The organism is Streptomyces sp. NPDC014870 (assembly GCF_043081505.1).
Classification (GTDB): Bacteria; Actinomycetota; Actinomycetes; order Streptomycetales; family Streptomycetaceae; genus Streptomyces.
This window is the reverse complement of the sequence record NZ_JBIBWQ010000004.1, coordinates 313,457-333,943: the sequence shown is the minus strand read 5'-3', so window position 1 is coordinate 333,943 and position 20,487 is coordinate 313,457. Positions and strand designations below refer to the sequence as shown.

General features: G+C 70.9%; 18 protein-coding genes. 4 read left to right on the top strand and 14 right to left on the bottom strand.

The genetic code is table 11. From position 1 onward, the window contains the following. Nucleotides 1-56 precede the first annotated feature (56 nt). The 3 genes from ACF09C_RS13995 (at nt 57) to ACF09C_RS13985 (ending at nt 4,014) form a co-directional block, all read left to right on the top strand. Nucleotides 57-872: a DsbA family protein gene (locus ACF09C_RS13995; protein WP_392091720.1), complete on the top strand. Its 816-nt coding sequence runs from the start codon at nt 57-59 to the stop codon at nt 870-872. Between the two features lie 188 nt (nt 873-1,060). After that, complete coding sequence (locus ACF09C_RS13990; RefSeq protein WP_392091719.1) at nt 1,061-2,710, top strand: alkaline phosphatase D family protein; 1,650 nt, start codon at nt 1,061-1,063, stop codon at nt 2,708-2,710. A gap of 356 nt (nt 2,711-3,066) precedes the next feature. Beyond that, nucleotides 3,067-4,014, top strand: a complete 948-nt coding sequence (locus ACF09C_RS13985) for a zinc metalloprotease (RefSeq protein ID WP_392091718.1) — start codon at nt 3,067-3,069, stop codon at nt 4,012-4,014. 92 nt (nt 4,015-4,106) lie between these two features. On the opposite strand, the gene ACF09C_RS13980 is transcribed toward ACF09C_RS13985, so the two are convergent. From ACF09C_RS13980 to ACF09C_RS13955, 6 genes are all read right to left on the bottom strand, one after another. After that, nucleotides 4,107-4,685: a dienelactone hydrolase family protein gene (locus ACF09C_RS13980; protein WP_392091717.1), complete on the bottom strand. Its 579-nt coding sequence runs from the start codon at nt 4,683-4,685 to the stop codon at nt 4,107-4,109. A gap of 37 nt (nt 4,686-4,722) precedes the next feature. Further along, nucleotides 4,723-6,309, bottom strand: a complete 1,587-nt coding sequence (locus tag ACF09C_RS13975; RefSeq protein WP_392091716.1) for a Na+/H+ antiporter — start codon at nt 6,307-6,309, stop codon at nt 4,723-4,725. A 160-nt stretch (nt 6,310-6,469) separates the two neighbouring features. Next, nucleotides 6,470-6,937, bottom strand: coding sequence for a GNAT family N-acetyltransferase (locus ACF09C_RS13970; RefSeq protein ID WP_392091715.1), 468 nt, complete (start codon nt 6,935-6,937; stop codon nt 6,470-6,472). Then, the gene (locus tag ACF09C_RS13965) at nt 6,934-7,875 is read right to left on the bottom strand and encodes an RluA family pseudouridine synthase (protein ID WP_392091714.1); all 942 of its coding nucleotides are present in this window, start codon (nt 7,873-7,875) and stop codon (nt 6,934-6,936) included. Before ACF09C_RS13965 ends, ACF09C_RS13970 begins: the two co-directional genes overlap by 4 nt. Before the next feature lie 29 nt (nt 7,876-7,904). Further along, nucleotides 7,905-8,546, bottom strand: coding sequence for a signal peptidase II (gene lspA / locus ACF09C_RS13960; RefSeq protein WP_392091713.1), 642 nt, complete (start codon nt 8,544-8,546; stop codon nt 7,905-7,907). Nucleotides 8,547-8,608: 62 nt separating this feature from the next. Further along, on the bottom strand, nt 8,609-9,478 hold the full coding sequence (locus tag ACF09C_RS13955) for a TraR/DksA family transcriptional regulator (protein WP_392091712.1): 870 nt from the start codon (nt 9,476-9,478) through the stop codon (nt 8,609-8,611). Between the two features lie 559 nt (nt 9,479-10,037). On the opposite strand from ACF09C_RS13955, the gene ileS reads away from it, so the two are divergent. Then, entirely contained in the window at nt 10,038-13,175 is a 3,138-nt protein-coding gene (ileS, locus tag ACF09C_RS13950; protein WP_392091711.1) for an isoleucine--tRNA ligase, read from the top strand. A 166-nt stretch (nt 13,176-13,341) separates the two neighbouring features. Here the strand turns inward: ileS and ACF09C_RS13945 are convergent, their stop codons facing one another. From ACF09C_RS13945 to murG, 8 genes are all read right to left on the bottom strand, one after another. Then, nucleotides 13,342-14,445, bottom strand: a complete 1,104-nt coding sequence (locus ACF09C_RS13945; RefSeq protein WP_392091710.1) for a DivIVA domain-containing protein — start codon at nt 14,443-14,445, stop codon at nt 13,342-13,344. Between the two features lie 55 nt (nt 14,446-14,500). After that, the gene (locus ACF09C_RS13940; protein ID WP_352190508.1) at nt 14,501-14,791 is read right to left on the bottom strand and encodes a YggT family protein; all 291 of its coding nucleotides are present in this window, start codon (nt 14,789-14,791) and stop codon (nt 14,501-14,503) included. Between the two features lie 77 nt (nt 14,792-14,868). Beyond that, nucleotides 14,869-15,489, bottom strand: a complete 621-nt coding sequence (locus ACF09C_RS13935; RefSeq protein ID WP_392091709.1) for a cell division protein SepF — start codon at nt 15,487-15,489, stop codon at nt 14,869-14,871. A 125-nt stretch (nt 15,490-15,614) separates the two neighbouring features. Further along, a complete protein-coding gene (locus ACF09C_RS13930; RefSeq protein ID WP_392091708.1) occupies nt 15,615-16,334 on the bottom strand; it encodes a YggS family pyridoxal phosphate-dependent enzyme in 720 nt (239 codons plus the stop codon). Between the two features lies 1 nt (nt 16,335). Next, nucleotides 16,336-17,064: a peptidoglycan editing factor PgeF gene (gene pgeF / locus ACF09C_RS13925; protein WP_392091707.1), complete on the bottom strand. Its 729-nt coding sequence runs from the start codon at nt 17,062-17,064 to the stop codon at nt 16,336-16,338. Beyond that, nucleotides 17,061-18,272, bottom strand: a complete 1,212-nt coding sequence (gene ftsZ, locus ACF09C_RS13920) for a cell division protein FtsZ (RefSeq protein ID WP_362427207.1) — start codon at nt 18,270-18,272, stop codon at nt 17,061-17,063. Before ftsZ ends, pgeF begins: the two co-directional genes overlap by 4 nt. 276 nt (nt 18,273-18,548) lie before the next feature. After that, a complete protein-coding gene (locus tag ACF09C_RS13915) occupies nt 18,549-19,352 on the bottom strand; it encodes a cell division protein FtsQ/DivIB (protein WP_392091706.1) in 804 nt (267 codons plus the stop codon). Between the two features lie 39 nt (nt 19,353-19,391). Continuing rightward, nucleotides 19,392-20,483, bottom strand: a complete 1,092-nt coding sequence (gene murG, locus ACF09C_RS13910) for an undecaprenyldiphospho-muramoylpentapeptide beta-N-acetylglucosaminyltransferase (protein WP_392091705.1) — start codon at nt 20,481-20,483, stop codon at nt 19,392-19,394. Nucleotides 20,484-20,487: the final 4 nt, after the last annotated feature.

The window sequence follows — 20,487 nt, the reverse complement described above, 5'->3', positions numbered from 1 at the left end:
GTCCCTTTCCCGCTTTTCGCCCTTCGGGGCTTCCGACTTCCACGGAGAACACGATCATGAGCGCACGCAACAGCCAGGCCAACAAGGCAGCCGCCCGCGAGCGGCTGCGCGTCGAGCGCGAACGCCAGGCCAAGAAGGAGAAGGTGCGCCGCCAGGTGACCGTCGCCGTGTCGGCGGTCGCGGTCCTGGCGGTGGCGGGCGGCGTCGGGTACGCCGTCGTCCAGTCCAACAAGCCGACGCACTGGGAGGCGGCGGCCAAGGAGGCCAAGGTCACCGCGCCCAAGAACACCGAGGGCACGGACGGCACGACGGTGGTCGTCGGCAAGCCGACCGCGAAGAAGACCCTGGAGATCTACGAGGACTCGCGCTGCCCGGTGTGCGCGCAGTTCGAGCAGCAGGTGGGCGCGACCGTCGACAAGGACGTGGCGGACGGCAAGTACAGGCTGAAGTACGTCGGCGCCACCTTCATCGACAACTCCGACCAGGGCGAGGGCTCGAAGAACGCCCTGTCGGCCCTCGGCGCGGCCCTGGACGTGAGCCCCGAGGCGTTCCTGAAGTACAAGGCGGCGCTCTACTCCGCGGAGTTCCACCCGGAGGAGAGCAAGGACGAGTTCGCGAAGGACGCGTACCTCCTGAAGGTCGCGGACTCGGTCCCGGCGCTGAAGGGGAACGCCGAGTTCAAGAAGAACGTGGAGAGCGGCACCTTCGACGCCTGGGCGATGAAGATGTCGGCGGCGTTCGACAAGAGCGGTGTGACGGGCACGCCGACGCTGAAGATGGACGGCAAGGCGCTGACCGCCCAGGGCACCAAGAACCCGCCGCTGACGGTGGAGGAGTTCAACGCGGCGCTCACGCCCGCGCTGAAGGGCTAGTACCGGCGGCAGGCCGAGGGCTCGGGCCCGTGGGAGGCGCTCCCACGGGCCCGCCCGCGTTCCGGGACGCCCCCCGAGAGCCTGCCCATCCGCTATGTCCGGGTCATCCCGACCAATGGGCGACAAGTGCACGAACTTTCCGGCATTCGCCTGCCTGTTCGCCATACTGGTCAGTAATCTGACTGCCCGTGACCAGTCGACACATATCCCCCGCCCCCACCCGCAGAACCGTCGTGAAGGCCGCCGCCGTCACGGCCGTCGCCACCCCTGCCCTGGTGGGCGCCGCCTCCCCCGCGCTCGCGGACGCTCAGACCTCCGCGTTCCTGCACGGTGTCGCCTCCGGCGACCCGCTGCCCGACGGCGTCCTGCTCTGGACGCGCGTCACCCCCACCCCCGACGCCACGCCCGGCTCCGGCAAGGGCCCCGCCGTCACGGTCCGTTGGGAGATCGCCGAGGACCGCGCCTTCACCCGGACCGCGGCCGAGGGCACTGCCACCGCGACCGCCGCGAGCGACCACACGGTGAAGGTGGACGTCCGGGGCCTGCGCCCCGAGACGCCGTACTGGTTCCGCTTCACGGCGGGCGACGCCGTCTCTCCGACCGGCCGCACCCGGACGACCCCGACCGCCGACGCCACCACGCCGGGCGTCCGCTTCGGCGTGGTCTCCTGCTCCAACTGGGAGGCCGGCCACTTCTCCGCCTACCGCCACCTGGCCGCCCGCACGGACCTGGACGCGATCCTCCACCTCGGCGACTACATCTACGAGTACGCGAGCGGCGCCTACCCCAAGGCCCCGTACACGGTGCGCGCGCACGAGCCGAAGCACGAGATCGTCTCGCTGGCCGACTACCGGCTCCGGCACGCCACCTACAAGACGGACGCCGACCTCCAGGCGCTGCACGCCACGCACCCGATGATCGCGATCTGGGACGACCACGAGGTCGCCAACGACACCTGGTCGGGCGGCGCGGAGAACCACACCCCGGGCGCCGAGGGCGACTGGGCGGCCCGGGTGGCGGCCGCCAAGCAGGCGTACTTCGAGTGGATGCCGGTCCGCGCCTCGACCGAGGGCACGGTCTACCGACGGCTGCGCTTCGGCAAGCTGGCCGATCTGCACCTGCTCGACCTGCGCTCCTTCCGCTCCCAGCAGTCGTCCGTCGGCAAGGGCGAGGTCGACGACCCGGAGCGGACGATCACCGGCCGCGCGCAGCTGGACTGGCTGAAGTCGGGGCTCGCGGGCTCGGACGCGACCTGGAAGCTGGTCGGCACCTCGGTGATGATCTCGCCGGTCGCCTTCGGCGCGCTGCCGGCCCACCTCCTCGCCCCGCTCGCCGAGCTGCTCGGCCTGCCCAAGGAGGGTCTCGCCGTCAACGTCGACCAGTGGGACGGCTACACGGACGACCGCAAGGAACTCCTCGCGCACCTGACCCAGCGGTCCATCCGGAACACCGTCTTCCTGACCGGTGACATCCACATGGCGTGGGCCAACGACGTGCCGGTGAAGGCGGCGACGTACCCGCTGTCGCAGTCGGCCGCGACCGAGTTCGTGGTGACCTCGGTGACCTCGGACACCGTGGCCGACCTGCTGCACGTGCCGCCGGGCACGGTCTCCCTCCTTGCGTCCGGCGCCATCAAGGCCGCCAACCGCCATGTGAAGTGGGTGGACATGGACTACCACGGCTACGGCGTGCTCGACGTGACGAGCGACCGGACGCAGATGGACTACTACACGGTCTCCGACCGCGCGAACCCGGACGCGACGACCGCGTGGCAGCGCTCGTACCGGACGAAGAACGGGACGCAGAAGATCGAGCGCGTGTACCAGCCGGTGCGATGAGATGACCGCAGGGGCGATTTTCAGCCATGATCGCCTCTGTTAACGGGAGATCACATCGCCACGACGGGTGGTGAGTTCGGTTGGCCGAATCCGGACACACCACCCGTCGTCGTCACTCGGCTTGTTTCATCTCCTTTTCAAACTCCGGAGTAGACCGGAGATTTTCTTCCGCATGGACCGAATTGCCCCATGAATGATTGGGCTTGATCCATGCTCATCAAGATCTGACATGGACCCGTAATCTCCCCGCGGTGGCGAGGAATCACCTCTCCACTCACCCCCCGCGAGGAGTCACCATGCGTGCTCTTGTCCGTATATCACCGCGTCTGACACGTCGTATGCTCGGCACCGCCGTCATGGCCGGAACTCTGGCCCTGGCCCCGCTCTCCGCCCCCTCGGTCGCCCAGACGCCGACCACCACGACCGCCGCCGGCGCCGAGGAGTGCGACCCGCACGAGGGCGAAGCCCTCTCCGGCGCCCGCAAGGCCCGTGGCGCCGACCACCACGGCGCGGAGCCCAACGAGGTCACCGCCGCCCAGGCCAAGGCCATGGACGCCGACCTCACCAAGAGACTGGACGCGGCCCGCTCCAACGGGCGCGCCTCCGCCTCCGCCGCGGGCGCCGCCGCGGTGGTGACCATCCCGGTCCACTTCCACGTCGTCCACAGCGGTACGGCGGGCAAGCTGACCGCCACCGACATCAACAACCAGATGGCGGTGCTCAACGCGGCCTACGGCGGCCAGGGTTCCGGCAACGTGAACACCAACTTCCAGTTCACCCTCGCCTCGACCGACTACACGGACAACGCGTCCTGGTACAACCTGGCCTCCGGCTCCACCGCCGAGAAGCAGATGAAGCAGACCCTGCGCAAGGGCGACGCCGGCGCGCTGAACTTCTACACCGCCAAGCTCAGCGGTGGTCTGCTCGGCTGGGCGACCTTCCCGTCCTCGTACGCCTCCAACCCGTCCATGGACGGTGTGGTGGTCCTCGACTCCTCGCTGCCGGGCGGCTCCGCGGCCAACTACAACCAGGGCGACACCGCGACGCACGAGGTCGGCCACTGGATGGGGCTGTACCACACCTTCCAGGGCGGCTGCAACGGAGCCGGCGACTCGGTGAGCGACACCCCGGCCGAGAAGAGCCCGGCGTACGAGTGCCCGACGGGCCGCGACAGCTGCGCCAACAAGCCGGGTCTCGACCCGATCAAGAACTTCATGGACTACACGTACGACTCCTGCATGACCCAGTTCACCCCGGGCCAGGTCACGCGGATGAACGACTTCTGGACGGCGTACCGCGCCTGAACCACCGCCTGACGGCGCGGGCCTGACGGCGCGCCGACGGCAGAGGGTGCGGCGGGAGAGCCCCCGCCGCACCCTCGCGCGTGTGTGCCGGCTCAGCCCTCCTGGAGGCTCTCCAGGAAGGCGAGCGCGATCGTCCAGGTCTGCTCGGCGGCGGCCTCGTCCCAGTCCGGCAGGTCCGGATCGGTGTACAGGTGTCCGGCGCCCGGGTAGCGGTACACCTCGACATCGGCGCCCGCCTTGCCCATCCCCAGATACCAGGACGTCAGCCAGTCGTGCGACTCGAACGGGTCCGGGTCGGCGAGGTGCAGCTGGACGGGCAGGTCGTCGGCGGTGGCGTTCTCCGCGATGTCCGAGGTGCCGTGCAGCAGGAGCAGACCGCGCGCCTTGTCGTCGCCGAGCGCGAGCGTCTGCGCGACCGAGGCGCCGAAGGAGAAGCCCGCGTAGACCAGGCCGCGCTCCGAGTAGGGCGCGGCGGCCAGGATCGCCCGCCGCAGCAGCTCGTCCTTGCCGATCTCCTCCTTGATCGCCATGCCCGCCTCGACGGTGTCGGCGGTCCGGCCCTCGAAGAGGTCGGGCACGTGCACCTCATGGCCGGCGGCCCGCAGCCGTTCGGCCGCGGCCTCCACCGCCGGACGCGGGCCGTAGGTCGAGTGGAAGAGCATGATGTCCATGCGGTCCATCCTGCCAGCCGGCGGTGACACCCCACGCTCACCGCATGCTGCGCACGTCCAGCTGGCGCAGCACCCGGTCCACCACCTCCGGGTCGGCCCCCGGCTCGCTGCGCGCCGCGAGCACCTCGTGCCGGGCGGCGGACATCATCTCGCGCTGGATCCGCTGGACGGCCTTGAGCCGCCCGGCCCGTTCGGCGAAGGCGGCCCGCCGCTCCTCGTCCACCATGTCCGGGCTGATCCGGGCCCCGATGTCGAACGCGCCGCGCTGCAGCCGCTCCTGGACCTCCTCCGGCAGCTCCTCCAGCTCCTCGACCTCCTTGAGCCGCCGCTTGGCCGCCTTGAACGCGCGCAGCGCCAGGTCCCGCTCCAGGGCGCGCTCGGCGTCCGTGTCGGCCCGCACGCCGAGCCGCTTGACCAGCCAGGGCAGGGTGAGCCCCTGCAGCAGGAGTGTGGTCATGATCACGCAGAACGCGATGAAGATGATCTCCTCCCGGCCGGGGAAGGGCTGCCCGTCGTCCGTACGGAGCGGGATGGCGAGCGCCAGCGCCACGGAGGCCACCCCGCGCATCCCCGACCACCACATGACGACGGTCTCCCGCCAGCTGACGGGGATCTCCTCGTCGTAGTCGCGACGGGTGTGCAGCCGCTTCGCCAGCCAGGTGGCGGGCAGCAGCCACACCAGCCGTACGACGATCACCACACCGGTCACGGCCGCGCCCCAGCCGACCATCTCGCCGAGCCGGCCGTCGGCGGTACCGAAGACGTTGTGCAGCTCCAGGCCGATGAGCCCGAAGGCGATACCGGTGACGAGGGTGTCGACGATCTGCCAGAAGGTCTGCCCGGCGAGCCGGCCCATCACGTCGTCGGCGTCGAGGGCGTTCTCGGCGAGGTACAGCGCGACGACCAGGACGGCCAGGACACCGGAGCCCTTCAGCTCCTCGGCGATGACGTAGGCGACGAAGGGCACGAGGAGCGTGAGCCCGGTCTGCAGCGTGGCCTCGCCGAGCAGGCCCATGAGCTTGTTGCTGAGCCAGCCGAGGACGAGGCCGACGGCGACGGCGACGACGGCGGAGAGGACGAGTTCGAGGCCCGCGCCCTCCCAGCTGAAGCTGCCGCCGACGGCCGCGCCGATCGCCACGTGGTAGAGGACGATCGCGGTGACGTCGTTGAAGAGCCCCTCGCCCTCCAGGATCGAGACGAGCCGCCGCGGCAGGCCCAGCGAGCCGGCGACGGCGGTCGCGGCGACGGGATCCGGCGGCGCGACGAGCGCGCCGAGGGCGACGGCGGCGGCGAGCGGGAGCGCCGGGACGAGCGCGTCGGCCATGGCGGCGACGGCGGCCGTGGTGACGAAGACCAGGGCGACGGCGAGCAGGAAGATGGGCCGCCGGTTGGCCGCGAACTGCCGCCAGGACGTGCGCTGCACGGCGGCGTAGAGCAGCGGCGGGAGGACGAGCGGAAGGATGTACTCGGGCGGGATCTCGACGTTCGGTACGAAGGGCAGGAAGGCCAGTACGACCCCGATGACGGTCATGAGCACCGGGGCCGGCAGACCGAGCCGGTCCCCGAGCGGCACGGTGAGCACCGCGCCCAGCAACAGCAGGAACAACAGGGCCAATTGGTCCACGGGGCGCCCTCAGGTCGACGTCGGGGCCTCAACCCTGCCACGCGGAACGGGCGAATCACCCCGAACCGCCCCTGAGGCGCCGCGCGGCGCCCGTGGAGCGCCGACGCTGTGCCGCGCTGTGCCGTGCGGCACCTCGGGGGCGCCGCACGAACCCGCCGGGTTAGAGCGCCCGCCGCATCGCCCGGTGCGGAATACCCGCGTCCTGGAACTCGGGGCCGTACACCTCGTAGCCGAGCCGCTCGTAGAAGCCGAGCGCGTGGGTCTGGGCGTGCAGGTCCACGGCGGTCAGGCCGCGCTCACGGGCCGCGTCCTCGATGGCGCGGACGAGCGCCGCGCCGACCCCGAGGCCGCGCGCGGCCTTGGCCACCGCGAGGCGCCCGAGCGAGCCCACCGAGGCGTCGCCCCCGGTCTTGCCGGCCGCGTCGGCGCCGAACAGCAGCCGGCCGGTGCCCAGCGGCAGCCCGTCCTCGCGCAGGGCGAGCACGTGCACGGCGGTCGCGTCGTACGTGTCGTACTCCAGCTCCTGCGGCACGTCCTGCTCGACGACGAAGACCTCGCGGCGGACCGCGAAGCAGGCCTCCCGGTCCTCGTCCCCGGTCGCCTCGCGGACGACGTAGCCGACGCTCACGCGCTCTCCGCCGCGATCCGGTCCAGCGCGTTCTGCAGGTCCGCCGGGTAGGTGGACGCGAACTCGACCCAGCGCCCGTCGGAGGGGTGCTCGAAGCCGAGGCGGACGGCGTGCAGCCACTGGCGGGTCAGGCCGAGCCGCTTGGCCATCGTGGGGTCCGCCCCGTAGGTGAGGTCACCCACGCAGGGGTGGCGGTGGGCCGACATGTGCACACGGATCTGGTGCGTACGGCCGGTCTCCAGCTTGATGTCGAGCAGCGAGGCGGCGCGGTAGGCCTCGATCAGGTCGTAGTGCGTCACCGACGGCTTGCCGTCGGCGGTCACGGCCCACTTGTAGTCGTGGTTGGGGTGGCGCCCGATGGGCGCGTCGATCGTGCCGCTCATCGGGTCCGGGTGGCCCTGGACGAGCGCGTGGTAGCGCTTGTCGACGACCCGCTCCTTGAACTGCGCCTTGAGCAGCGTGTACGCGCGCTCCGACTTGGCGACGACCATGAGACCCGAGGTGCCGACATCGAGCCGGTGCACGATCCCCTGGCGCTCGGCGGCGCCGGACGTGGAGATGCGGTACCCGGCGGCGGCGAGGCCGCCGATGACCGTCGTCCCGGTCCAGCCGGGACTCGGGTGCGCGGCCACCCCGACCGGCTTCATGATCACGACGATGTCGTCGTCGTCGTGGACGATCTCCATGCCCTCGACCGGCTCGGCCACGATCTGCACCGGCGCCGGGGCCCCGGGCATCTCGACCTCCAGCCACGCGCCGCCGCTGACCCGCTCGGACTTGCCGACGACGGCGCCGTCGACCTGGACCTTCCCGGCGGCGGCCAGCTCGGCCGCCTTCGTACGGGAGAACCCGAACATACGGGCGATGGCGGCGTCGACGCGCTCGCCCTCCAGGCCATCGGGAACGGGCAGCGTGCGGATCTCGGGACTCGTGCTCACCCGTCGAGTATGCCTTGTGCCGGGAGTGCTCAGTCCTTGTGGACGGTCCCGTCCGGGTCCAGACCCCGGAAGGAGAGGATCACGATCAGGAAGCCGCCGCAGACGATCGCCGAGTCCGCGAGGTTGAAGACGGCGAAGTGCGCGGGCGCGATGAAGTCGACGACCGCGCCCTCGAAGACGCCAGGGGACCGGAAGATCCGGTCGGTCAGGTTGCCCAGCGCACCGCCGAGGAGCAGGCCGAGCGCGACCGCCCACCACGTGCTGTAGAGCTTGCGCGCGAGCCGGATGATCACGGCGATCACCACGGCCGCGATGCCGGTGAAGATGAAGGTGAAGGCCTCGCCCATGCCGAAGGCGGCGCCCGGGTTGCGGATCGCCTCGAACCGCAGCAGGTCACCGATGACCTGGATCGGCTCGTGGCCCTCCAGCCGGGCGACCACGAGCATCTTGGTGCCGAGGTCGAGCAGGTACGCGACGAGGGCGACGACGAGCAGCGCGGCGATCTTGCGCTTGCCCTTCGGCCGCTCGGCCGGGGCCTGGGCGCCGTCCGAGGACTCCGCTCCCGAGGCCGCCCGGTCCGAGGCCGCACCACCCGGGGTTTCGCCGCCCGGGCCGACCGTGCCGTCAGCGTCTGAATCCGGCGTACCGATGATGCGCTCCGCCTCTGCCACGTGAGTCCCTCAACCTAGGTGCCTGACTGTGCACGAGGGTACGGCACACCCCTTCGGGACCGTCAGCCGCGGCGCTCCTGCTTCTGCTTGTCCTCGACGCAGAGCGTGGCCCGCGGGAAGGCCTGCATGCGGGCCTTGCCGATCGGCTTGCCACAGACCTCGCAGAGGCCGTAGGTGCCCGCGTCGAGGCGCTCCAGGGCGTGCTCGGACTGCTCCAGCATCTCGCGGGCGTTCGCGGCCAGGGCGAGCTCGTGCTCGCGCGTGATGTTCTTCGTACCGGTGTCGGCCTGGTCGTCGCCCGCGCCGTCCCCGGAGTCCCGCATGAGCCCGGTCAGCTCCTCCTTGGAGTGCAGCAGCTCGGCGCGCAGCCGGAGGACCTCGCTCTCCAGCTCGGCCCTGGCCTCGGCGACCTCCTCGGGCGTCCAGGGGTCCTCGCCGGGCCGTACGGCCAGCTCCCCGGTGCGCGCCTGGGGAACGGCCGCCTCGCTGTCGGCCGTCGTGACGCCACCCGCGGTCTTCTTCGCTGCCACTGTCGCGGCTCCTGTCTGCTGCGCCTGCGCCGCGGAAGCGGCCTTCTTCTTGACTGCGCTCTTCTTCGCGGCGGCCTTCTTGGCGGCCGGCGCCTTCTTCTCGGCCGCCTTCTTGGCGACGGGGGCCTTGGCTGCCTTCTTGCCGGCCGCCGTCTCCTTGGCGTCGGCCTCCGGGACCACCGTCTTCCTGGCCACCGTCTTCCTGGTGCCCGACTTCTTGGTGGCCGACTTCTTCGCCTCGGACGCCTCCTTCGCGTCCGCGGCCTTCTTCGGATCCGCCGCCTTCTTCGCGACCGCCGACTTCTTCCCGGTGACGTCCTTGGCCGCCCCGCCGGTTCCGCCCGTGGAACCGGCGGAACCGGCGGTCGAGGTCTTCTTCGCGGCGGTCTTCTTCGCCACCATGTCGCGGCCCCTTCACATTTTGTGATCTTGCTCGCGAATCGTGCTGGGACGATAAATCGGCCCAAGGCCCGCGGCAACGGGGCACGCCGCCGTTCGCGCCCGCCCCGTGCCGGTGGGAGGGCGAGTCTGCATCCGTTGTGCCCAGCTCCCCGCCCCGTAATCCGCCCCGCGACCACCGGCGAAGTCCGGCCACGCCCGTATGCCCATTCGGGTCACGCCAGACCCCCTCCGGCACCCCCCGAAAAGCGGTCTGCCGAGCCGCCGCCGCCCCCGTACACTGTGGGGAGCGAAAGGCTTGGATGGGGACGAGTAGCGTCGTACGCAGCCATGAGCGACCCGGGGACGGTGAGAGCCCGGGGGCGAGCCCGATGTGAACCATCACCCCGGAGCCGCCGGAAGAAAGCCGTCAGGCGACTAGACCCGGCATCGCGACCCCAATGAGGGGGCCGTGGGCAGCACACGCCCGGGGCCAAGGAGGGTGGTACCGCGGGAGCCGCGCAGCACGGCGCTCTCGTCCCTCCGGACGGAAACGAAGCAGTCCGCCGGAGGAAGCTCGCCGATGAAACCGCCGCAGTACCGCCAGGTGCCCGCCCAGGTAGACCTGCCCGCGCTCGAGCACGCGGTGCTCGACTTCTGGCGCGACAACAAGGTCTTCGCCAAGACCCTGGAGCAGTCCGAGGGCCGCCCCGAGTGGGTCTTCTACGAGGGCCCGCCGACCGCCAACGGCATGCCCGGCGCCCACCACATCGAGGCCCGCGTCTTCAAGGACGTCTTCCCCCGCTTCCGGACCATGCGCGGCTACCACGTGGCCCGCAAGGCCGGCTGGGACTGCCACGGCCTCCCGGTCGAGCTGGCCGTCGAGAAGGAGCTGGGCTTCGCCGGCAAGAAGGACATCGAGGAATACGGCATCGCCGCGTTCAACGACAAGTGCCGCGAGTCCGTGACCCGGCACACCGACGCCTTCGCCGAGCTGACGACCCGCATGGGCTACTGGGTCGACCTGGACGACGCGTACCGGACGATGGACCCCGAGTACATCGAGTCGGTCTGGTGGTCGCTCAAGCAGATCTTCGACAAGGGCCTGCTGGTCCAGGACCACCGCGTCGCCCCCTGGTGCCCCCGCTGCGGCACCGGCCTCTCGGACCACGAGCTGGCGCAGGGGTACGAGACGGTCGTCGACCCCTCCGTCTTCGTCCGCTTCCCGCTGACCTCCGGCCCGCTGGCCGGCCAGGCCTCGCTCCTGGTCTGGACGACGACCCCCTGGACCCTGGTCTCCAACACGGCCGTCGCCGCGCACCCCGAGGTCACCTACGTCGTCGCGACCGACGGCGAGGAGAAGCTGGTCGTCGCGCAGCCGCTGCTCGAGAAGGCCCTCGGCGAGGGCTGGGTGACCACCGGCGAGTCCTTCACGGGCGCGGAGATGGAGCGCTGGTCGTACCAGCGCCCCTTCGAGCTGATCGACTTCCCGGCCGAGGCCCACTACGTGGTCAACGCCGACTACGTGACGACCGAGGACGGTACGGGTCTGGTCCACCAGTCCCCCGCCTTCGGTGAGGACGACCTCAAGGTCTGCCGCTCCTACGGCCTGCCGGTGGTGAACCCGGTCCGCCCCGACGGCACCTTCGAGGAGGACGTGCCGCTGGTCGGCGGTGTCTTCTTCAAGAAGGCCGACGAGCAGCTGACCGCCGACCTCGACGCGCGCGGCCTGCTCTTCCGGCACGTGCCCTACGAGCACAGCTACCCGCACTGCTGGCGCTGCCACACGGCGCTGCTCTACTACGCGCAGCCGTCGTGGTACATCCGCACGACCGCCGTCAAGGACCGCCTTCTCCAGGAGAACGAGAAGACGAACTGGTTCCCCGACTCGGTCAAGCACGGCCGCTTCGGCGACTGGCTGAACAACAACATCGACTGGGCGCTCTCCCGCAGCCGCTACTGGGGCACCCCGCTGCCGCTGTGGCGCTGCGAGGACGGCCACCTGACGTGCGTGGGCTCGCGCACCGAGCTGACCGAGCTGACGGGCACGGACCAGTCGGAGCTCGACCCGCACCGCCCGTACATCGACGCGGTCACCTTCCCGTGCCCGAGCTGCTCGAAGACGGCGACGCGGGTGCCGGAGGTCATCGACGCCTGGTACGACTCGGGCTCGATGCCGTTCGCACAGTGGGGCTACCCGTACAAGAACAAGGAACTGTTCGAGTCCCGCTACCCGGCGCAGTTCATCTCCGAGGCCATCGACCAGACCCGTGGCTGGTTCTACACGCTGATGGCCGTCGGCACGCTGGTCTTCGACAAGTCCTCGTACGAGAACGTGGTCTGCCTCGGCCACATCCTCGCCGAGGACGGCCGCAAGATGTCCAAGCACCTGGGCAACATCCTGCAGCCGATCCCGCTGATGGACCAGCACGGCGCGGACGCGGTCCGCTGGTTCATGGCGGCCGGCGGCTCGCCGTGGGCGGCGCGCCGGGTGGGCCACGGCACGATCCAGGAGGTCGTGCGCAAGACGCTCCTGACGTACTGGAACACGGTCGCCTTCCAGGCGCTGTACGCCCGTACGTCCGGCTGGGCGCCGAGCGAGGCGGACCCGGCGCCCGCGGACCGCTCGGTCCTCGACAAGTGGCTCCTGTCCGAGCTGAACACGCTGGTGACCGAGGTCACCGGAGCCCTTGAGTCGTACGACACCCAGCGGGCCGGCAAGCTCGTCTCCGCCTTCGTCGACGACCTGTCGAACTGGTACGTGCGGCGCTCGCGCCGCAGGTTCTGGCAGGGCGACGCCGCGGCGCTGCGCACCCTGCACGACGTGATCGAGACGGTCACGCGCCTGATGGCCCCGCTCACCCCGTTCATCACCGAGCGCGTGTGGCAGGACCTGGTGGTCCCGGTGACGCCGGAGGCCCCGGAGTCCGTCCACCTCTCGACGTGGCCGGAGGCGAACGCCTCGCTGGTCGACCCGACGCTGTCCACGCAGATGACGCTGGTCCGCCGGCTGGTCGAGCTGGGCCGGGCGACGCGGGCGGAGTCGGGCGTGAAGACCCGGCAGCCGCTGTCGCGCGCGCTGGTGGCGGCGACGGGCTTCACCGACCTCTCCCCCGAGCTCCAGGCCCAGATCACGGAGGAGCTGAACGTCACGTCGGTGGCCTCGCTCTCCGAGGTCGGCGGCAGCCTCGTGGACACGACGGCCAAGGCCAACTTCCGGGCCCTGGGCAAGCGCTTCGGCAAGGGCGTCCAGGACGTGGCGAAGGCGGTGGCGGCGGCCGACGCGGCGGCGCTGTCGCTGGCGCTGCGCAGCGGTGAGGCGACGCTGGAGGTCAACGGCGAGACGATCACGGTCGGCCCCGAGGAGATCATCATCACGGAGACTCCCCGGGAGGGCTGGTCGGTCGCGTCGGACGCGGGCGCGACGGTGGCCCTGGACCTGGAGATCACTCCGGAGCTCCGCAAGGCGGGCCTCGCGCGTGACGCGATCCGCCTGATCCAGGAGGCCCGCAAGAACAGCGGCCTGGACGTGGCGGACCGGATCGCCCTGCGCTGGACGTCTCAGTCGCCGGAGACGACGGAGGCCCTGGCTGCCCACGCGGCCCTGATCGCCGACGAGGTCCTGTCGACGGACTTCGCCGAGGGCCCCGCCGACGACTCCTACGGCACCCCGTTCACCGACGAGGGCCTGACCCTCACGTTCCGCCTCCGCAAGGCGTAACGGCTTCCGACGAAGGCCCGGCCCCCGACAGGGTGCCGGGCCTTTCGGCTGCCCCCGCACCCCGCCCGCGCGAGCGCGCGCACGGCAAAGGGCCGGGCCCCGGTTTCCCGGGGCCCGGCCCTTCAGCCTGCCGACGGCTACGCGCTCATCGCGCGAACCCCCGCCGTCAGTTGTCGTCCTCGTCGATCAGGAAGCCACGCATCGGCGCCGGCGCCTGCTGCATCGGCTGCGGCGCCTGCGGCCGCACCGGTGCCATCGGCTGGGTCATCGCCGGGGACATCTGCTGCTGGCCGCCGTAGGACGGGCCACCGCCCATGGACGGCGCGCCGCCCATCGTGCCGTTGCCGCCGTAGGACGGGGCGCTCGCGCCCGCCGAGGCCATCGAGGGCGCCGGCGGCAGCGAAGCCGTGGCCGGCGTCCGCGGCGGGGCCAGCGAGTCGTCCGCCTGGGAGTCCAGCTGACGCAGCTGCGACTCCAGGTACGACTTCAGACGCGTGCGGTACTCGCGCTCGAAGCCCCGCAGGTCCTCGACCTTGCGCTCCAGCGTCGCGCGGGCCGACTCGAGCGAGCCCATCGCCACGCGGTGCTTCTCCTGTGCGTCCCGCTCCAGCGCGTCCGCCTTGGCGCGGGCGTCCCGCTCCAGGCCCTCGGCGCGCGAGCGCGCCTCGCCGACGATCTTGTTGGCCTCGGAACGGGCCTCCGCGATCGCCTGGTCGGCCGTCTGCTGGGCCAGCGAGAGCACGCGGGCGGCGCTGTCGCCACCGGGGCCCTGCTGGGGCTGCTGCATCGGCTGCTGCATCTGCTGCGGGTGCCCCATGGGGCCGCCCATCGGCTGGCCCATCGGGCCACCCTGCATCGGGCCGGGGCCCATCGGGCCACCCTGCATCGGGCCGCCCTGCATCGGGCCGGGGCCGTGGCCACCGGGACCGGCGGGGAGCTGCGGCGCACCGGAAGGCAGCTGCGGCGGACCCATCTGCGGGGGCTGCTGCTGGACCGGCGGTCCGGATATGGCGGCGGGCACCGGGGCGCCGGGACCGACGGGACGATCCTGCGGCTCCGGGGGCTTGCGCATACCCTGCTGCTGGTTCTGCGCGGCGGCACGCGTCGCGGCGGCCAGCTTGGCGCGCAGGTCCTCGTTCTCGCGGAGCAGGCGGGTCAGTTCGGCTTCGACCTCGTCGAGGAAGGCATCGACCTCGTCCTCGTCATAGCCTTCTCGAAGGCGGACGGTCGTGAACTGCTTGTTCCGCACGTCCTCGGGGGTCAGCGGCATCTCTTCTTCACCTCTACGTAGTCGTCGGCAGTCGGCAAGACCGTATCGTCCACATTCACCTCGCGAAGCCGCTCACGATGGAGATCAGGATGTAGACGATGATCATCAGAACGAAGAAGGACAGGTCGAGTGCCACGCCCCCGAGACGCAGCGGCGGGATGAACCGCCGCAGAAGCTTGAGCGGTGGATCGGTGACAGTGTAGGTGGCCTCCAGAACGACCACCATCGCCTTGCCGGGTTGCCATGAACGCGCGAACTGGAACACGTAGTCCATGACCAACCGGAAGATCAGCACGATGAGGAAGCACATCAGCGCGATGTAGACCACCTGCAGTGCGACGCCCATCCCGCGCTTCCCTCTCCCCTGGCTCTCGTGCTCTCGCTTGTCCGGCCTTCCGGCCGGCCGTTCCGGTCTTCGTTGTCTCAGCTCTGGTTGAAGAATCCGCCCTCTGCGATCCGGGCCTTGTCCTCCGCCGTGACATCGACGTTAGCAGGCGACAACAGGAACACCTTCTGCGTCACGCGCTCAATGCTGCCATGGAGCCCGAAGACGAGTCCGGCGGCAAAGTCGACAAGTCGCTTTGCGTCGGTGTCGTCCATCTCCGTGAGGTTCATGATCACCGGAGTGCCCTCACGGAAGTGTTCCCCGATGGTACGGGCTTCGTTGTAGGTCCGGGGGTGCAGTGTGGTGATGCGGTACGGCTCCCGCTCGGACACGACCTTGGGCATGATCACCGGTGCGTTCTTCTCCAGGCTCGGACGTTCGGGTGTGATGGACGCCACGGGGGCGATTCGTGCCGGACGTCCGCTTTCAGCGGAAAGCGGGACGGCGTGCGCGACCGGCTCGCGGGGCGCGGGCTGCTGCACCACGCGCACCGGCTCCTCCCGCTCGATCTGACGCGGGGGCTGGTGGCGCCGCTCACGCTCGGGTTCCGGTTCCAGCTCGGGTTCGAAGTCGTCGTCGGGGTCGAACCCCCGGCCGTCGTACCCATCGTCCTCCACGAGGCCGAGGTAGACCGCCATCTTGCGCATAGCGCCGGCCATTCTCTGAGTCCTCCGCTCTGTGGTGGATCGGCCCTGTCGCCAAGTGCCCGTGATCCACGAGGTCCGCCCCGCCGACCGGCGGGAATGACCATATTTTCTGCTGTGGTCCGACTTGCTTCGCGACGTTACCCGAGCCTGGGGCGGACACCCAGTACCGCCGTACCGATGCGCACATGTGTCGCTCCGGCAGCCACGGCGTCCTCGAGGTCCGCACTCATTCCCGCGGACACCATGTTCGCAGCCGGGCGGGTCGCGCGCAGGAGAGTCGACAAATCCATCAGGCGGTCGAACGCCGCACGTTGGCGCCCTGCGTAGGGGCCGGCGAGCGGCGCGACGGTCATGACTCCGCCCAGCCTGAGCCCGGGCGCGGCCTCCACGGCCGCGGCCAACTCCTCGATGCCGTCCGGCGCGACACCGCCGCGCTCGCCGCGCTCGCCCGCCTCGGCGTCGAGCGCGACCTGGAGGAGACAGCCCAGCTCACGGCCCGCCTTCTCGGCCGCGGCCGAGAGTGCGGTGACGAGCTTCAACCGGTCGACCGACTGCACGACATCCGCATAACTCGTCACAGAACGGACCTTATTGGTCTGCAACTGGCCGACGAAGTGCCAGCGGAGGTCCAGATCCGCGCAGGCGGCCGCCTTGGGGGCGGCGTCCTGGTCACGGTTCTCCGCCACGTCCCGCACGCCGAGTTCGTGCAAGATCCGCACATCGCTCGCCGGGTACGTCTTCGTGACCACGATCAGGGTCACTTCGGATCGCTTGCGCCCGGCGGCGTCGCAGGCGGCGGAGATCCGCTCCTCCACCCGCGCCAGGTTCTCGGCGAGTTCGGTCTTACGGTCCGTCATATCAGTCCAACCAGACATATCCCGCGAGTCGCCCCGTGGTGCGATCGCGGCGGTACGAGAAGTGGTCACCCGACTCGCGGGTGCAGACCCCGGCGTCCTCGACGTCCTTGACCCCGAGCCGTGCCAGCTGGGCGTGGACCCCGGCGGTGACGTCGACGGCGGGGGTCCCCCAGCTCGTCTCCGCGAAGGCGGCCGGCTCGACGGCGGCCACGTCGGCCCGCATGGCCTCCGGGACCTCGTAGCAGCGCCCGCAGACGGCGGGGCCGGTGCGGGCGGTGATCCGGGCCGGGTCCGCGCCCAGTTCGATCATGGCCCGCACCGCGGCCGGTACGACCCCGGCGACCATCCCGGGCCGTCCCGCGTGGGCCGCGGCGGCGACTCCGGCCACCGGGTCCGCGAGGAGCACCGGGGTGCAGTCGGCGGTCAGGACGGCGAGGGCGAGTCCGCGCCGGGCGGTGACGATCGCGTCGACCTCCGGCACCGGCCGCTCGCCCCACGGCTCGTCGACCACCGCGACGTCGGGGCCGTGCACCTGGTTCATCCAGACGACCCGGCCCAGGTCGAGCCCGAGCGAGCCCGCGACCCGCGCCCGGTTGGTCCGCACGGCCTCGGGGTCGTCCCCGACCGCGCCGCCGAGGTTGAGCTCCTCGTACGGAACGGCGCTCACCCCGCCCCACCTGTCGGTGAAGGCGAAGTGCGCGCCGCTCGCGTGGTCGTGCTGCCCTATCACTTCAAGAAGTCCGGGACATCCAGCTCTTCGGCCTGGGTGTCCGGGTACGGACGGGCCGGCGGGACCACCGGCGGAGTGACCGGCGGCAGCGGGTCCGCGGCGGCCACCGGAGCCGGCTCGGCCGGGGCCGACGGCTCGTCGGCGCGCGGGGCGACGGTGCCGAGGCCGCCGAGCGGGCGCTCGGTGGCGCGCGGCGCCGGGGCCGGCTCCTCGCGCTTGGCCGAGGCCGAGCTGAGGATGTTGTCCCGACGGGCCGGCGGCTGACCGCCGTCGAAGCCGGCGGCGATGACGGTGACCCGCACCTCGTCGCCCAGGGCGTCGTCGATGACGGCACCGAAGATGATGTTGGCCTCGGGGTGGGCCGCCTCGCTGACCAGCTGCGCGGCCTCGTTGATCTCGAAGAGACCGAGGTCCGAGCCGCCGGAGATGGAGAGCAGGACGCCCCGGGCGCCGTCGATGGAGGCCTCGAGGAGCGGCGAGGAGATCGCCATCTCGGCCGCCGCCACCGCGCGGTCGTCGCCGCGGGCGGAGCCGATCCCCATGAGGGCCGAACCGGCCTCGGACATGACCGACTTGACGTCGGCGAAGTCGAGGTTGATCAGACCGGGGGTGGTGATGAGGTCGGTGATGCCCTGCACACCGCTCAGCAGCACCTGGTCGGCCGACTTGAAGGCGTCGAGCACGGAGACCTGACGGTCCGAGATCGAGAGCAGTCGGTCGTTCGGGATGACGATGAGGGTGTCGACCTCTTCGCGGAGTTCGGCGATGCCGTCCTCCGCCTGGTTGGCGCGACGGCGGCCCTCGAAGGTGAACGGCCGGGTGACCACACCGATCGTCAGGGCGCCGAGCGAGCGCGCGATGTTGGCCACGACGGGCGCGCCGCCGGTGCCGGTGCCGCCACCTTCGCCGGCGGTGACGAAGACCATGTCGGCCCCCTTGAGGACCTCCTCGATCTCCTCACGGTGGTCCTCTGCCGCCTTGCGACCGACTGCCGGGTTGGCCCCGGCCCCGAGGCCGCGGGTGAGTTCACGGCCGACGTCGAGCTTGACGTCGGCGTCGCTCATCAACAGCGCTTGCGCGTCGGTGTTGATCGCGATGAACTCGACGCCCTTGAGACCGACCTCGATCATTCGGTTGATGGCATTGACACCACCGCCGCCGACACCGATGACCTTGATGACTGCGAGGTAGTTCTGCGGTGCTGCCACGTCGAAGGCCTCTCGCCTCGAGTTACGTGTCGTCGCTTCGCGGGAGTCGCGCTGCGACGACGGATGCCGATGGGACGGTCCGAAACGCCGACCCAAACCCTAACGTTGAAGTTTAGGGTTACCAGTGTCTCTGTTCGCTGGACTCTTCCGAACAGGACACTAAGTCGACAAGTGGCGCACGTTCAACGAACACGCCGAACCTCCCGTTTTTCTTTTCACCCTATGTGATCACCCATAGCGCTGGCCAACCAGGGCGCTGGCCAGCGGGTATGAGCGTCAACTTCCCGACGCGGCGGGGGCCGTGGGGGCGCTTACATCGAAGTGTCCCGCTTTGGGAGCCGCCTTCATCAGGGCGGTGAGGACACGGGCCTTGACGGCACCGTCCTCGCCGCTGCCCCAGAAGACCGTGCGGCCGCCACTGAGCTCCAGGGTGATGGAGTCGTACGAGGTGACGCCGACGACACGAGTGTCCCGGGCGATTTTCTCGGGGAGTTCGCCCGTCACGCCCACGGCTTCGAGCAGCAGCCGGTCCTCGTCGAACCGGCGCAGGCTCGGCGCGGAGCCGGGTTTCAGGAGGAGTGTCGGGACACCCGAGGGCGCCTTGTCCACGGTGGCGAATCGCGTTCCCGCGGAGTCCACTTCAATGAACTTTCCGCCCTTTTCCACCACCAGGACGGGCTTCCGCTCCGTCACTTTCAGACCGATTCCATGCGGCCAGGACCGAAAGACCTCGACCGTGTCGATTCGGGGCAGTTTCCGCAGGAGTCGCGCCTCGATGGCGTCGGTGTCGACCGAGACGAGCGGGGAGCCGACCGGCACGGCGGCGACCTCCTCCACCTCACGAGGGGTCAGAACCCGCGTGCCGGAGGTCGAGACCCGCTCCACCCGCAGCCAACTGGAGCCGTAGAGCGCCCAGAGTCCGCCGGCCGCGACCAGGACGAGAGCGACGGCGGTCAGGAGCAGCCGCGTCCCCGGCGCCCGGAATCCGAAATTCCGGGCGCCGGAACGGGAGGAGTCGGGCTCCGACGATCCCTTCGGCTCGCGTGTGCCACGCTTCTCCGCTGTCGTCGGTCCCGACACGTGCCCTGCCTCCTGTGCTGTGCGGGCGCGGCCCGCCGTCTACGAGCGCCGCGCGGCGATCGCCTCGTACACCATGCCGACGAGCAGGTCGTCGGCGTCCCTGCGGCCGAACTCGGCGGCGGCGCGGGACATCTCGTACAAGCGGTGCGGATCGGCCAGTACGGGCAGGACGTTGCCCTGCACCCACTGCGGCGACAGCTCCGCGTCGTCGACGAGCAGTCCGCCGCCCGCCTTGACCACCGGCTGGGCGTTGAGCCGCTGTTCGCCGTTGCCGATCGGCAGCGGGACGTACGCGGCGGGCAGCCCGACGGCCGAGAGCTCGGCGACGGTCATCGCGCCCGCGCGGCAGAGCATCATGTCGGCCGCGGCGTACGCGAGATCCATCCGGTCCACGTACGGTACCGGCACGTACGGCGGCATCCCGGGCATGTTGTCGACACGCGGCACCTCGTTCTTCGGGCCGACCGCGTGCAGGATCTGGATGCCCGAGCGCTGGAGCACCGGGGCGATCTGCTGGATGACCTCGTTGAGCCGCCGGGCGCCCTGCGAGCCGCCCGAGACGAGCAGCGTCGGCAGGTTCGGGTCGAGGCCGAAGGCGGCGCGCGCCTCGGGCCGGACCCGGGCCCGGTCCAGGGTGGCGATCGTGTGCCGCAGCGGGATGCCGATGTAACGGGCGTTGCGGAGCTTGGAGTCCGGGGTGGCGACGGCGACCCCGGCCGCGTACCGCGAGCCGATCTTGTTGGCCAGGCCCGGCCGGGCGTTGGCCTCGTGGACCACGATCGGCACGCCGAGGCGCTTGGCCGCCAGGTAGCCGGGCAGGGCCACGTAGCCGCCGAAGCCGACCACGCAGTCGGCCTTGGTGCGCTCCAGGATCTGCTCGGCCGCCTTGATGGTGCCGCGCAGCCGTCCGGGGACGGTGATCAGCTCAGGGGTGGGCTTGCGCGGCAGCGGCACGGCGGGGATGAGCGCCAGCTCGTAGCCCCGCTCGGGCACGAGCCGGGTCTCCAGGCCCTTCTCCGTCCCGAGCGCCGTGATCCCCACGCTCGGGTCCTGCCTGCGCAGGGCGTCCGCGAGGGCGAGCGCGGGCTCGATGTGGCCGGCGGTCCCCCCACCGGCGAGTACGACATGCACCGAA

What these genes read in the sequence shown, in the direction of transcription:
- ACF09C_RS13995 (WP_392091720.1), top strand. Translation starts at nt 57, where the DNA reads ATGAGCGCACGCAACAGCCAGGCCAACAAGGCAGCCGCCCGCGAGCGG.
- ACF09C_RS13985 (WP_392091718.1), top strand. Translation starts at nt 3,067, where the DNA reads ATGGCCGGAACTCTGGCCCTGGCCCCGCTCTCCGCCCCCTCGGTCGCC.
- ACF09C_RS13980 (WP_392091717.1), bottom strand. Translation starts at nt 4,685, where the DNA reads ATGGACATCATGCTCTTCCACTCGACCTACGGCCCGCGTCCGGCGGTG.
- ACF09C_RS13955 (WP_392091712.1), bottom strand. Translation starts at nt 9,478, where the DNA reads ATGGTGGCGAAGAAGACCGCCGCGAAGAAGACCTCGACCGCCGGTTCC.
- ileS (WP_392091711.1), top strand. Translation starts at nt 10,038, where the DNA reads ATGAAACCGCCGCAGTACCGCCAGGTGCCCGCCCAGGTAGACCTGCCC.
- ACF09C_RS13945 (WP_392091710.1), bottom strand. Translation starts at nt 14,445, where the DNA reads ATGCCGCTGACCCCCGAGGACGTGCGGAACAAGCAGTTCACGACCGTC.
- ACF09C_RS13940 (WP_352190508.1), bottom strand. Translation starts at nt 14,791, where the DNA reads ATGGGCGTCGCACTGCAGGTGGTCTACATCGCGCTGATGTGCTTCCTC.
- ACF09C_RS13935 (WP_392091709.1), bottom strand. Translation starts at nt 15,489, where the DNA reads ATGGCCGGCGCTATGCGCAAGATGGCGGTCTACCTCGGCCTCGTGGAG.
- ACF09C_RS13930 (WP_392091708.1), bottom strand. Translation starts at nt 16,334, where the DNA reads ATGACGGACCGTAAGACCGAACTCGCCGAGAACCTGGCGCGGGTGGAG.